This window comes from Streptomyces sp. NPDC002851, assembly GCF_053591935.1.
Genome location: NZ_JBSFUT010000072.1, coordinates 1 through 13,163 on the forward strand (window position 1 = coordinate 1; position 13,163 = coordinate 13,163).

11 protein-coding genes are annotated in these 13,163 nt (G+C 69.7%); 8 read left to right on the forward strand and 3 right to left on the reverse strand.

The window, feature by feature from the left end:
- Positions 1–217: 217 nt before the first annotated feature.
- Positions 218–2,434 carry a glycogen debranching protein GlgX gene (gene glgX / locus ACWD10_RS37830; protein WP_451098310.1) on the reverse strand — a complete coding sequence of 739 codons (2,217 nt, stop codon included), beginning with the start codon at positions 2,432–2,434 and terminating at the stop codon, positions 218–220.
- Between the two features lie 215 nt (positions 2,435–2,649).
- Here glgX and ACWD10_RS37835 point away from each other — a divergent pair, with 215 nt between their 5' ends.
- The 6 genes from ACWD10_RS37835 (at position 2,650) to ACWD10_RS37860 (ending at position 9,335) form a co-directional block, all read left to right on the forward strand.
- Entirely contained in the window at positions 2,650–3,894 is a 1,245-nt protein-coding gene (locus tag ACWD10_RS37835) for an Ig-like domain-containing protein (protein ID WP_451098293.1), read from the forward strand.
- A 114-nt stretch (positions 3,895–4,008) separates the two neighbouring features.
- Positions 4,009–5,277 carry a L,D-transpeptidase gene (locus ACWD10_RS37840; RefSeq protein WP_451098294.1) on the forward strand — a complete coding sequence of 423 codons (1,269 nt, stop codon included), beginning with the start codon at positions 4,009–4,011 and terminating at the stop codon, positions 5,275–5,277.
- Positions 5,278–5,349: 72 nt separating this feature from the next.
- Entirely contained in the window at positions 5,350–6,123 is a 774-nt protein-coding gene (locus ACWD10_RS37845; RefSeq protein ID WP_451098296.1) for an enoyl-CoA hydratase/isomerase family protein, read from the forward strand.
- Between the two features lie 312 nt (positions 6,124–6,435).
- Positions 6,436–6,939, forward strand: coding sequence for an ATP-binding protein (locus tag ACWD10_RS37850; protein WP_451098298.1), 504 nt, complete (start codon positions 6,436–6,438; stop codon positions 6,937–6,939).
- Between the two features lie 366 nt (positions 6,940–7,305).
- Entirely contained in the window at positions 7,306–8,076 is a 771-nt protein-coding gene (locus tag ACWD10_RS37855) for a polysaccharide deacetylase family protein (RefSeq protein ID WP_451098300.1), read from the forward strand.
- Positions 8,076–9,335: a YVTN family beta-propeller repeat protein gene (locus tag ACWD10_RS37860; RefSeq protein ID WP_451098301.1), complete on the forward strand. Its 1,260-nt coding sequence runs from the start codon at positions 8,076–8,078 to the stop codon at positions 9,333–9,335. Before ACWD10_RS37855 ends, ACWD10_RS37860 begins: the two co-directional genes overlap by 1 nt.
- Positions 9,336–9,438: 103 nt before the next feature.
- Here the strand turns inward: ACWD10_RS37860 and ACWD10_RS37865 are convergent, their stop codons facing one another.
- On the reverse strand, positions 9,439–10,755 hold the full coding sequence (locus ACWD10_RS37865; RefSeq protein WP_451098303.1) for a cytochrome P450: 1,317 nt from the start codon (positions 10,753–10,755) through the stop codon (positions 9,439–9,441).
- A gap of 890 nt (positions 10,756–11,645) precedes the next feature.
- Between ACWD10_RS37865 and ACWD10_RS37870 the strand changes: the two genes are divergently transcribed.
- On the forward strand, positions 11,646–12,089 hold the full coding sequence (locus tag ACWD10_RS37870; protein ID WP_451098305.1) for an endonuclease domain-containing protein: 444 nt from the start codon (positions 11,646–11,648) through the stop codon (positions 12,087–12,089).
- On the opposite strand, the gene ACWD10_RS37875 is transcribed toward ACWD10_RS37870, so the two are convergent.
- On the reverse strand, positions 12,079–12,633 hold the full coding sequence (locus ACWD10_RS37875; RefSeq protein ID WP_451098306.1) for a GH25 family lysozyme: 555 nt from the start codon (positions 12,631–12,633) through the stop codon (positions 12,079–12,081). The two genes, ACWD10_RS37870 and ACWD10_RS37875, sit on opposite strands and share 11 nt — an antisense overlap.
- 338 nt (positions 12,634–12,971) lie before the next feature.
- Here ACWD10_RS37875 and ACWD10_RS37880 point away from each other — a divergent pair.
- Positions 12,972–13,163, forward strand: a 192-nt coding sequence (locus ACWD10_RS37880) for a SulP family inorganic anion transporter (RefSeq protein ID WP_451098308.1), incomplete at its 3' end; no start/stop codon positions are given.

The following is a 13,163-nucleotide window of genomic DNA, read 5'->3' on the forward strand; positions in this document are numbered from 1 at the left end:
CGGCTCGTCGAGGAGCAGCAGGTCCGCCGGGCGGGACACCAGACGGGCCAGGCCCCTTCCCGGCTGTGTCGATATGCGGCTAACGCCGCGTGGTTGCAGCGGCTTCGGGGGCTGCCGCCCCCGGACCCCCGCTTTCATCGCGCTGAACGCGCTCGTCCTCAAACGCCGGACGGGCTGGAGTTGCCGGACGAGCCAGGCGAGAAATGCCGGAGGCGGTCTAGGAGAACCGCACCCGCAGCAGCACCACCGACCGAGCCTCCACCCTCAATACCGTCCCCGCCTCCACCACCCGCCCCGGCTCCGCCCCGTGCTCCTCCTCCGCCGTGTCCACCACCACCTCGTAGCCCGATGCCGCCCAAGCCCCGCCCGGCAGGACGAAGTCGCATGGCTCCGCCCCCGCGTGCAGGATCGCCAGGAAGCTGTCGTCGGTCACCGGGCCGCCCCGCGCGTCCCTGCCCGGAATGTCCCGGCCGGACAGGTACATGCCGAGGGTGGCCGCCGGGGCGTACCAGTCGGCCTCCGTCATCTCCGTGCCCCGTGGCGTGAACCAGGCCAGGTCCCGCAGGCCGTCCGCCGAGTGTGCCCGGCCCGAGAAGAACGCCCGACGGCGCAGGACCGGGTGGGCGTGGCGGAGGGCGATCAGGCGCGACGTCAGGTCGAAGAGTGCGCGCCACTCGGGCTCTTCGCGCAGCGACCAGTCGAGCCAGCCCAAGTCCCCGTCCTGGCAGTACGCGTTGTTGTTGCCGCCCTGCGTGCGGCCCATCTCGTCCCCGGCGACCAGCATCGGCACCCCGGTCGACAGGAGCAGGGTCGTCAGGAGGTTGCGCAACTGGCGGCGGCGCAGGGCCAGGACGGACGGGTTCTGCGTCTCGCCCTCCACTCCGCAGTTCCACGAGCGGTTGTCGTCCGTGCCGTCCCGGTTGCCCTCGCCGTTCGCCTCGTTGTGTTTGCGCTCGTACGACACCAGGTCCCGCAGCGTGAAACCGTCGTGGGCCGTCACGAAGTTCACCGAGGCGTACGGGCGTCGGCCGCCCCAGGCGTACAGGTCGCTGGAGCCCGACAGGCGGTAGCCCAGGTCGCGTACGTCCGGCAGCGTGCCGCGCCAGAAGTCCCGTACCGCGTCCCGGTAGCGGTCGTTCCACTCCGTCCACAGCGGTGGGAAGGCACCCACCTGGTAACCGCCCGAGCCGACGTCCCAGGGCTCGGCGATCAGCTTTACGCGGCGGAGCACCGGGTCCTGGGCGATCACCGCGAGGAACGGGGAGAGCATGTCCACGTCGTGCATGGAGCGGGCGAGCGCCGCCGCCAGGTCGAAGCGGAAGCCGTCCACGCCCATTTCCGTCACCCAGTAGCGCAGGGAGTCGGTGATCAGGCGGAGCACCTGCGGCTGTACTACGTGGAGGGTGTTTCCGCAGCCCGTGTAGTCGGCGTACCGGCGGGCGTCCTGCTGTAGGCGGTAGTACCCGCGGTTGTCGATGCCCCGTAGGGACAGCGTCGGGCCGCGCTCGTCGGCCTCCGCCGTGTGGTTGTAGACCACGTCGAGGATCACCTCGATCCCGGCCGCGTGCAGTGCGCGCACCATCCGCCGGAACTCGGCGACCTGCTGCCCGCGCGTTCCGGTCGCCGCGTAGCCCGCGTGCGGCGCGAAGTAGCCGATCGAGTTGTAGCCCCAGTAGTTGCGCAGGCCGCGCCTCAGCAGGTGGTCCTCGTGGGCGAATTGGTGCACCGGGAGGAGTTCCACCGCCGTCACTCCCAGGCGTACCAAGTGGTCGATGGCCGCCTCGTGGGCCAGGCCCGCGTAGGTGCCGCGCAGTTCGGGCGGGATGTCCGGGTGGCGCTTGGTGAAGCCGCGCACGTGCAGCTCGTAGATCACCGAGTCCGCCCATGGTGTCTTGGGGCGGCGGTCCTCGCTCCATTCGTCGTCCCCTTCGGGAGGGCCGTCGTCGAAAACCACCACCCCTTTGGGAACGTACGGCGCCGAGTCCCGGTCGTCGCGGACCGTGTCCGCCACATGCTGCTCCGGCCAGTCGCGTACGTGGGCGTACACCTCAAGCGGCAGCGCGCCGAACTCGCCGTCCACGGCGCGGGCGTACGGGTCGAGGAGCAGCTTCGCCGGGTTCCAGCGGGCGCCCGTCCACGGGTCCCAGCGGCCGTGCACGCGGTAGCCGTACCGCTGCCCCGGGCGCACGCCGGGCACGAAGCCGTGCCAGATCTCGTGCGTCAACTCGGTGAGCGGACAGCGCAGTTCACGGCCCCGCTCGTCGAAGAGGCACAGCTCGACCGCCTCGGCGCCGCCCGCCCAGAGCGCGAAATTGGTGCCCGGCACGCCGTCCGGGCCGGTGCGGTACCGGGCGCCGAGCGGTGTCGGCGCGCCGGGCCACACCGGGGGCGCGGTGGAGCGCGTCTCGGCGGCCGCCCGGCGCGGCTCGGGCACGACCGTCCCGGCCTGCCCGTTGCCCTGGCGGCGCGCGGTCTTGTCGGCATCTTGCTCGGCTCCTTGCTCGGGTGCCCTCGCCACCAGCCAGCCTCCCGCGGCTCCACGTAACGGATCAGGCTCCGTCAGGCGCTCCCCGAGCCCTCCCAGGGTTCTGCCCTCCGGCGGGCCCCTCCTCACGTTTCCCCCGAAGGGCCTTGGTCGTTGAAGGCGACGTGAGACAGGCTTACTGGCGCCGTGGGCGCGCACGGGCGGGCATCGCCACCGTACTGGCAGGGGCAGGACTGGTCGTCACGGCGGCGGCCGGGCTCACCGGCTGTTCCGGTGGCCTCGACGCGGTGGTCGGCAAGGGGGAGGCCGACCAGGCCATCCGGGTCAGCCCGGGCCACGGGGAGCGCAGTGTCTCGGCCGAGCAGGGCCTGAAGGTGTCGGTGCCGCACGGGCGCCTGCAGTCCGTGAAGGTGGTCAAGCTCCAGGACGCGCGGAAGACTCCGGTGCCGGGCCGGATCTCCCCGGACGGGCTGCGCTGGGAGCCGGACGACAAGCGGCTCGCCCTGGCCGCGCAGTACGCGGTCCACGCGGTCGCCCTGGACGGCCACGGCCGTCGGCAGGCCCGGCACTCCACGTTCCGTACGTACGTCCCCGACGAGCGCTTCGTCGGCTACGTGACGCCGGAGCACCGCAGCACCGTCGGCACCGGCATGATCGTGTCCCTGGAATTCAACCGCGAGATCGAGAACCGCGCGGCCGTGGAGCGGGCGGTGCGCGTCACCGCGGAGCCCGCCGTCGAGGTCGTCGGCCACTGGCTCGGCAAGTCCCGGCTCGACTTCCGGCCCAAGGAGTACTGGAAGCCCGGCACCGAGGTCACCGTCGACCTGGGCCTGCGGGACGTGGAGGGCGCGCCCGGGGTCTACGGCCGGCAGCAGAAGAGGATCACCTTCACCGTGGGCCGCAGCCAGGTGTCCCGGGTCGACGCCGAGAAGCACACCATGGAGGTACGCCGGGACGGCGAGCTGGTCTCGACCGTTCCGATCACCGCGGGCGGCGGCAAGAACACCACGTACAACGGGCAAATGGTGATCACGGAGATGCTCGACGTGACCCGGATGAACGGCGCGACGGTCGGCTTCACCGACAGCGACGGCAAGGGCGAGTACGACATTCCGGACGTCCCGCACGCCATCCGGCTCACCACCTCCGGCACGTTTCTGCACGGCAACTACTGGGCGCCGCCGAGCACCTTCGGCCGCGAGAACGTCAGCCACGGGTGCGTCGGACTGCGCGATGTCAAGGGCGGCAGCGAGGACGCCCCGGCGGGCTGGTTCTTCGATCGCAGCCTGATCGGAGACGTGGTGGAGGTCGTCAACTCCCCGGACAAGACGGTCGCCCCGGACAACGGGCTCGGCGGCTGGAACCTGAACTGGCAGAAGTGGCGGGCGGGTTCGGCGCTCCACGGGTGACCTCCCGTCACTTGGGACGGAACAGTGACATTCCGGGGGGAGTCATCCGTCGCACCCTGTGCTTTTCTTGCCGGTAAAAGGGGTGCCGCAAGGCGAAGCGAGGGGAGACACGGGGTGAACGGGCGACCGATATCGGGGGCGTCGGTTGACGCGATACGGCAGGGGCGCGGTGGGCGCGGCGGGCGCGCCGCCGTACGACAGCTGAGGCGGGGCGGCCTCGCCGTGGCCCTCGCGGCCACGCTGTTCGCCGCGACCGCCTGCGCCGGGGGCGCCGGGGAGAAGGGCAAGGGCGGCTCCGACCGGGCGAAGGCCAACGAGCCCTCGCAGGCCGTCGTGACCATAGCCCCCAAGAACGGTGCCGACGACGTCGCGACCAGCGGGGCCCTGAAGATCACCGCGGACAAGGGCAAGCTCACCGACGTACGGGTCGAGGACACCCAGGGCAACGAGATACCCGGCCGGATCGCCGACGGCGGCACCGCCTGGCAGCCGCGGCACCACCTCGCCGCCGCCACCAAGTACAAGGTGCACGCCACGGCGAAGGACTCCGCGGGCCGCGTCTCCGCCAAGGACACCACGTTCACCACCCTCACCCCGGAGAACACCTTCATCGGCGTCTTCACGCCGGACGACGGCACCAAGGTCGGCGTGGGGATGCCGTTCTCGGTCAACTTCACGCGGGGGATCACCAACCCGGAGGCCGTCGAAGACGCCATCGAGGTCACCGCCGAGCCCAAGGTCGAGATCCGGCACAAGTGGCGCGGCAACGACCGGCTCGACTTCCGCCCCGAGAAGTACTGGAAGCCCGGCACCAAGGTCACCGTGAAGCTCAACCTCGACGGCGTCGAGGGCCGCCCGGACGTCTACGGCGAGCAGGCCAAGACCGTCAGCTTCACCATCGGCCGCAGCCAGGTCTCCACCGTCGACGCCAAGTCCAAGAAGATGACGGTCAAGCGGGACGGCAAGACCATCAAGACCATCCCGATCACCTCGGGCGCCCCCAAGACCACCACGTACAACGGCCAGATGGTGATCACCGAGAAGCACAAGGTGACCCGGATGAACGGCGATACGGTCGGCTTCGGCGGCGAGTACGACATCAAGGACGTGCCGCACGCGATGCGCCTGTCCACCTCCGGCACGTTCATCCACGGCAACTACTGGGCGGCCCCGTCCACCTTCGGCGAGACCAACGTCAGCCACGGCTGCGTGGGCCTGCGCGATCAGCGTGGCGGCGGCGACAAGAAGACCCCGGCCGCCTGGTTCTACGACCGCTCCATGGTCGGCGACGTCGTGATCGTGAAGAACTCCAAGGACAAGACGATCCAGTGGTGGAACGGGCTCAATGCCTGGAACCTCGACTGGGACGAGTGGGACAAGTAGGCCGCGCAACCGGAGGTCCAGGGGGCCCGCCCCCTGGACCTCTCCATGTGAACGGTGGTTAGCCTGCACCCCATGACCACCACCGTGTATCTCGAAGTCTCCGAGGGCGTCGGCACCATCCGCCTCGACCGCCCCCCGATGAACGCACTCGACATCGCCCTCCAGGACCGGCTGGGGGAGCTCGCCCAGGAGGCGACCGACCGCGACGACATCCGCGCCGTGGTCCTCTACGGCGGCGAGAAGGTGTTCGCGGCCGGGGCGGACATCAAGGAGATGCAGGCGATGGACCACACCGCCATGGTGCTCAGGTCCCGCGCGCTCCAGGACGCGTTCACCGCCGTCGCCCGCATCCCCAAGCCCGTGGTCGCCGCCGTCACCGGCTACGCCCTGGGCGGCGGCTGCGAGTTGACGCTCTGCGCGGACTACCGGATCGCCGCCGAGGACGCCAAGCTCGGCCAGCCCGAGATCCTGCTCGGCCTGATCCCGGGCGCGGGCGGCACCCAGCGCCTGTCCCGCCTGATCGGGCCGTCCCGCGCCAAGGACCTGATCTTCACCGGGCGGATGGTCAAGGCCGACGAGGCGCTCACGCTCGGCCTCGTGGACCGGGTCGTGCCCGCCGCCGAGGTGTACGAGCAGGCGTACGCGTGGGCCGCGAAGCTCGCCAAGGGGCCCGCCCTCGCGCTGCGCGCCGCCAAGGAGTCGGTCGACACCGGGCTCGAGGCGGACATCGACACCGGGCTCGCCGTCGAACGCACCTGGTTCGCGGGCCTGTTCGCGACCGAGGACCGCGAATCCGGCATGCGCAGCTTTGTCGAGGAGGGTCCGGGCAAGGCTGTATTCCGCTGAGTTTCGCTGATCTTCCCGAGGTTGCCGGGCGCTCGTCCCGTGGGGGTCAACTGGCCCTGGTAGTGGGCCAGTTGACCCCGTACCACGAAAGGGGGCAGATTATCGGACCCTTAAAGCAGCCTTAAGGCGAGCTTGCCCGGAACCGTGCGCGATCCTCCTCGAACGTGGCGTTATCGCAGGTGAGTTGGGGCGTGAGGGCACCTTAAGTGCCTACGGCATATGCCTCGACGGCTTTGCGGAATCGATGCTTCCGGGGGGCGTATTCCGCCGGAACGGCCCCAGAAGGCCCTTCGGGCGGCCATGATGGGGGGCATGGCTGGCCTTCAGGACAGGGAACAACCGCGTCGGCCCGGTGGTGCGACCGCCACGCGGTGGACGCCGGCCGTCGAGGACGAACAGGCGCTCAAGGCCCTTGAGTTGTTCGGCAACCCGACGGAGGCGGAGGTCCCGCTGCCGTCCCGCCCCGAGTCCGCCGGTAGCGCGCGCCGCCTTGCCCAGGTCGTCGTCCTGCGCAAGTGGGGTCTGTCCCCGCAGGTCGCCGAGGCCGTCGTGTTACTCGTCTCGGAGCTCGTCGGGAACGCCGTACGGCACACCGGCGCCCGGGTCTTCGGCCTCCGCATGATGCGCCGCCCGGGCTGGATCCGCGTGGAGGTGCGCGATCCCTCGCGCGGTCTGCCCTGTCTGATGCCGGTGCACGCGATGGACACCAGCGGCCGCGGCCTCTTCCTCGTCGACAAGCTCTCCGACCGGTGGGGCGTCGATCTGCTGCCGCGCGGCAAGACCACCTGGTTCGAGATGCGCATCGCCGACCGCTGATCCGCCCGCGCCCCGGGCCGGTCACCTGCTACGGACAGAAGCACCTGCTACGCACAGGAGCACCCGCTACGCACAGAAGCCCCCTCGCGCCGTAGTACGGCGTCGCGGGGGCTTCGGTGTGGTGCCTGCCGGGATCTTCGGGGGTGTGATCCACGGCGGCTCAAAGACGACCTGGCCCGGGCCAATGGGGGTCGCTGCTTTCGACTATGACAGATAGGCGGCGCGCATCCAAATGAATCCATGGTGATGTGCGGCACCAGCCTTGTAAACGTTGGTTAAGTGGTCCCTATGGAGGAGCGCGACCCGCAAACGTCCTAATTTGGGTTAATCATTACATTTCACCGGATGTAGCCCTTAAATGGCGGCGTGAACTCTCTCGACCGCCGCCGTGTGCTCCGCGCCGGAGCCCTGCTCAGCCTCGCCGGTACGGCCACCGCCGGCTGCGCGTCCCGCGAGCGCACCGCCCAACCGGCCCCCGCACGCCAGCAGTCCACCTGGGCCCCGTCCCCGGCAACCGGCCCCCAGCGGTTCCCGGACCAGCCCGCGCAGATCGAGCACGGTCCCCGCGACCGGCCCCGGGTCGCGCTCACCTTCCACGGCCAGGGCGACCCCCGCACCGCCCGCGCCGTACTCGCCGAGGCCGAACGGGCGGACGCCCGGGTCACCGTGCTCGCCGTCGGCAGCTGGCTCGACGAGCACCCCGAGCTGGCCCACCGGATCCTCGAGGGCGGCCACGAGTTGGGCAACCACACCCAGCGCCATGTGGACATCAACGCGCTGCCCGAGGCGGCGGCGTACGCCGAGATCACCGGGTGCGCGGACCGGCTGCGCCGCCTGACCGGCTCGATCGGCAGCTGGTTCAGGCCCTCCCGCGCCCGCACCGCATCGCCGCTGGTCCAGAAGCTGGCCCGGCGCGCGGGCTACCCGCACGTCCTCTCGTACGACACCGACTCCCTCGACTTCACCTCGCCGGGCGCCGATGCCGTCGCCCGCACCGTCACCGAGCAGATCCGGAGCGGCTCGGTGGTGTCACTGCACTTCGGGTACGCGGACACGGTCGCCGCGCTGCCCGACGTCCTGGAAGAACTCGACCGCCGCGGCATGCGCGCGGTGACCACCACGGAGCTGCTGACCTGATGACCCACCGCACCCCTCACACCTCACGCGCCCCTCGTGCCCTCCAGAATCCGCCGACCCCGCTCACCCCGCTGTCCCGGCGCACCGGCGTCCTCATCTGCGGCGCGGCGCTCACCGTCGGCGCCCTGCTCGCCGGGTGCGGCAGCGCCGACGAGCAGAGCGACCAGGCCCTCGCCAAGGAGAAGCAGAAGGCCCCGGCCAAGCCCGCCAAACCCAAGCCGCTCTACGGCCTGCCCGGCATGCCACCGGTGACCGACCCCAAGGACATCTACGCCGCCGACCGGCCGAACAAGCTCTCGCCGGTGGTCAAGGACTTCCCGTCCCGGGTGTACGTGCCCAACACCACCTCCAACACCGTCGACATCATCGACCCGAAGAAGTTCAAGGTCATCGACACCATCGAGGTCGGCAAACACCCGCAGCACGTCGTGCCGTCCTGGGACCTCAAGACCCTCTGGGTCAACAACAACCAGGGCAACACGCTCACCCCCATCGACCCCAAGACCACCCAGCGCCGCGGCCCGGACGTCGAGGTCCACGACCCGTACAACCTCTACTTCACGCCCAACGGCAAGAGCGCCGTCGTCATGGCCTCGCTCGACCGCGAGCTGGTCTTCCGCGACCCGCACACCATGAAGCGCCAGCACACCGAGCCGGTCGACTGCTACGGCGTCAACCACGCGGACTTCTCGTTCGACGGCCGGTACTTCATCGTGTCCTGCGAGTTCTCCGCCGAGCTGCTCAAGGTCGACACCGCGAAGATGAAGGTCGTCGACCAGCAGAAGCTCCCCTTCAAGGGGGCCATGCCGCAGGATGTGAAGGTCTCCCCGGACGGCAAGACCTTCTACATCGCCGACATGATGGCGCACGGCGTCTGGGTCCTGGACGGCGACAAGTTCACCACGCCGAAGCTGATGCCCACCGGCAAAGGCGCCCACGGCCTCTACATCAGCCGCGACTCCAAGGAGATGTACATCCCCAACCGCGGCGAGGGCTCCATCTCCGTCTTCGACTTCCCGAAGAACAAGCTCACCAAGAAGTGGTGGCTCCCGGACGGCGGCAGCCCCGACATGGGCGGCGTCTCGGCCGACGGCAAGGTGCTCTGGCTCTCCGGCCGGTACGACGACGAGGTGTACGCCATCGACACCGCCACCGGCGTCCAGCTGGCCCGCATCCCGGTCGGCGGCGGCCCGCACGGCCTCGCGGTCTACCCGCAGCCGGGGCGGTACTCGCTCGGGCACACGGGGGTCTTCCGCTGAGCCGGTGACGTACGCGAGGCCGTCAAGCAAAAGCACCCTGGGCGCCGTCTCCCAGGGCGCTTTCGCGTTCTCGGGCCCCCGGTCGGGGAGGAGGCGGGGCCCGCTACCAGGCCACCGGCAGGCGCTCCGGCAGCCGCTTGATGAACCCCGTACGCCACACCAGTTGCTCCGGCGGCACGGCGAGCCGCAGCTCCGGCAGCCGCTCGGCGAGCACGGAGAGCGCGACCGCGGCGTGCGTACGGCCGAGCGCCGAGGCCGGGCAGTAGTGCCGCCCGGCGCCGAAGGCGAGATGCGGATTGTGCGCGCGGTCCAGGTCGAGCCGGTACGGGTCCGCGAAGACCTCCGGATCGAAGTTCGCGCCCTCGACCAGGACCAGGACCAACTCGCCCCGGCGCACCAGGACATCGCCGAGCGGGACGTCGTCGAGGGCGAGCCGGGCGAGCCCGTCCCCGACCGACAGATTCCAGCGCAGCAGCTCCTCGACGGCGCGCCCGAGCCGCTCCGGGCGGTCCCGCAACGAGCCGAGCAGCCCCGGGCGTTGAAGCAGCGCGAACACCGCCAGGGTCAGGAACGAGGACGTGGCCACCGCGCCGACGCCGAAGAGCAGCACCGCCACGTTCGCGAGCAGCTCGTCCGACAGATGCGCGGACTCGGGGTCCTCGCGCAGCGCGGCGAGTCGGCCGAGCAGGCCGGAGCGCTGCGCCGCGGGGGCGTTCAGCTGCTCGACCATGTAGCTGACGTCCTTGTACCAGTTGAGGGCCGCGTCCTCGAAGGGCTCGGCGCTCGTCATGAACGCGATGTCGAGGCTGGACATGAGGCGCCGCCGGTCCGCGTACGGCACCCCGATGACCCGGCAGTGCAGAGCCGCCGAGAAGGGGTCGGCGAACCCCGCTCGTAGGTCCACCGGCGGGCCCTCGGTGAGCAGCGCGTCGATCAGCTCGTGCGCGGTGGCGAGCAGCCACGGCTCCAGGGCGTCGGCGCGCGGATCGAGCGACTCCTGGATCGCGCGGTGCAGGCCCGGAGAGTCCAGGGTGCTCAGGTTGGTGACGACCTCCGGCGGGATCAACTGGGCGTACTGGCGCGGGACGCCGGGGCGCACGGTGTCCTTGAGGCTGAACCGTTCGTCCTTCAGGACCTGTTGGGCCAGGTCGTACGAGCTGACCAGCCAGGCCTCGTCGCCGGTGAGCGTGCGCACCTTGGCGACCGGGTGGCGCTCGCGCAGCAGGCGGGCCTCGGGCGGCAGCCGGTCGCCCCGGCGGGAGAGCGGGAGGTCGAGCAGGGGTGGCTGCCGGTCGGACTGCCGGTCGAACTGCCGGTCCGGTCCGGTGGCCGCGCCGGGCGCGGGCTGCTCGGTGTGGCCGGTGAGGCCGGTGAAAGGGCAGGTGGCGCCCGGCGGCGGTTCATGCTGCACGGCGGTCATCGTGGTTGGGCTCCTTCCGGTCGTACGACGGTGCAAGCCTGGTTCCGCCCGGCGGACAGGCAGCCGCCGCGGGCGTGGGGAGTGCGGGGGGCAGCAGGGCGCCGCGCGGCCCGGATCCATCCGGGGTCGGACGCCCTAGCTCCTGTGCGGTTCACTGATGAAAACGCCTTCGGCGCCGCTATTCCCTTGGGAGCCCTGCGCTCCCGGTACGGCGGCGACACCGGAACGTTAGTGCGCGACGGCAAAGAGTGACGAAGAGTCGGACGCACAAATGGCCGGTTCTGGTCCGCACCTGACCAGAACCGAACCCTCAATTCCGCTTGATGGAAGGCTGGTTGAACCCGCATCCGACCAGCCCGTAAGAAGTCGCCTGCGCGCCCCGCCCCTTACGGCGGGATGCGCCGGTCCTGCGGGATCCCTGGCCGAAAGACGTCCTCGAGGTTTGCACCTTGGCTTTCCAAAACGCGACTGGGCCGCCCGTGGGCTCGCCGGAACGCGTGACGGAGGCGCGATTCGATCGTTAGTTCAGGTGGGTCGGAGTGCTCGATCAGGTGTGTGGTAGTCCGCACGCCTGCGGCGAAGGGGAGGGATGCTTGTGAGGCGGTGTATGGCGAGTGGGGACGATTGGGCTTGCGGTCGGTCCTCGGATCGCTACCCCCTGACCAAGGGGCTGTGCCAGACGCATTACGCCCAGGCGCGACGCGGCCGTCAGCTGACGCCTGTTGGTGCGGCCTCTGGACGGAAGCCCGAGCCCAAGGACTGCGGGTTCGAGGGATGCCGACGGCAGGTCTCGGCGAAGGGGCTCTGCGGTGCCCACTATCGGCAGTGGAAGTCTGGAGAACCGCTGCGCCCACTGCGGTCGAGGCGGCCAAGGGGGGGAGATCGCGGCCATGGCCGAGCGCGGAGTGTTCGAGTGTCTCAGGTGTGGTGAGTCCAAGCCGAGAGACCAGTTCTCCACGCTCAACAAGTCGGGTGCGCCCCGTCCATACTGCAAACCCTGTAACGCGGACTACGTGCGATTCGGCAACTATGGCGTGACCAGGGAGTACATTGACGCGCTCCTCGCGTTTCAGGGAGGCGTGTGCGCGATATGCGGGCGCGGAGCAGCTTCAGGGGCTGGGGGAACGCATATTGACCACGACCACACCTGTTGCCCGGGGCGGCGGAGCTGTGGTGCGTGCGTGCGGGGGCTGGTCTGCTCGAAATGCAATGCCTACGCGCTCGCCTGGTACGAAGCCCTACCGCCCGAGCTCCGGACTTTCGACCTCTTGAACGACTACCTTTCCGACCCGCCTGCGAAACGGTTCCGGGCCGAGAGGGCAGTCAGCCGATGACCGCCCATTCACGCAGTGCGGCCTTGCTCTCGAAGTCGCCGACGTTCTTGTCGAGCGGCGTCGAAGTGTACTGGTGGAAGCGCCACTTCGCCCGGATACGGGGTTTGCCCGGGGTGACGTAGTCGGCGATCCAGAGGCCGTCGCCGGCGTACGAAGTCCTATCGATGTTCAGCCAGAAATCGCGGTTTGTGTACAAGATCGTCCGGTGCGACGGCCGCAGCTTCTTGACCGCCTTGATGAACTGGTCCTTCTGCGCGTTGCTCGCGTACGTGCCCTCGCTGGTGCGCTCCCAGTCGCAGGCCAGCAGGTCGCCCTTCTGCTCGATCGCCTTCGAGACGAAGTACTCGGCCTGCGCCTCGATGTTGTTCGGCCACAGGAAGTGGTAGAAGCCGACCACACAGCCCGCGTCGCGGGCCTTCTTCACCTGGTCGGTCATCCGCGGATTGATGTAGGAACGGCCCTCGGTCGCCTTGACGATCACGAAGTCCTGCCCCTTCGTGCTGTAGTCCGACTGGTGCGAACTGACGTCTACCCCGTGCAGCATCCGGATCTCCTCCTGAAAGTCACCGGTGGGGGTTGGTGTGGCCGGTCGACGAACCGTTCAAACCCCGCCCCGCGCCGCGCTGTTGGGCCCGCCCGGGCCTGCGCAAATTCATCCACAAGTTGGGCATGAATTGTCCCGTTCTGTTCGGGCGGTGGGAGGGGTGCGGGAGGGGTGCGGAGGTTGCTGACGAGGCGTCAGTGCATCTCACGTGTTGATCTTTGACCTTGATTTGGTGCGCTCTATACGGCATCTTTACGTACGGAGCGCCGGGAAGTCTGGTCGGCAGCCCGGCCCGCCGTGGGTCGGGTTCTTCATGCTGTCGACCCGGAGTGGGGCTGATGTTCCAGCGCATCGCGCAAGAGGTTTTGTCCGGACTCACCGTGGCCATCGTGGCATTGCCGCTGGCCATAGCCTTCGGTATAGCCGCGACCGGTACTTCTGAGGGCGCGCTCGTCGGTCTGTACGGCGCGATCTTCGCGGGGTTCTTCGCGGCCGTGTTCGGCGGTACGCCGGCACAGGTGACCGGGCCC

What these genes read in the sequence shown, in the direction of transcription:
- ACWD10_RS37870 (WP_451098305.1), top strand. Translation starts at nt 11,646, where the DNA reads ATGGCCGAGCGCGGAGTGTTCGAGTGTCTCAGGTGTGGTGAGTCCAAG.
- ACWD10_RS37865 (WP_451098303.1), bottom strand. Translation starts at nt 10,755, where the DNA reads ATGACCGCCGTGCAGCATGAACCGCCGCCGGGCGCCACCTGCCCTTTC.
- ACWD10_RS37845 (WP_451098296.1), top strand. Translation starts at nt 5,350, where the DNA reads ATGACCACCACCGTGTATCTCGAAGTCTCCGAGGGCGTCGGCACCATC.
- ACWD10_RS37850 (WP_451098298.1), top strand. Translation starts at nt 6,436, where the DNA reads ATGGCTGGCCTTCAGGACAGGGAACAACCGCGTCGGCCCGGTGGTGCG.
- ACWD10_RS37860 (WP_451098301.1), top strand. Translation starts at nt 8,076, where the DNA reads ATGACCCACCGCACCCCTCACACCTCACGCGCCCCTCGTGCCCTCCAG.
- ACWD10_RS37875 (WP_451098306.1), bottom strand. Translation starts at nt 12,633, where the DNA reads ATGCTGCACGGGGTAGACGTCAGTTCGCACCAGTCGGACTACAGCACG.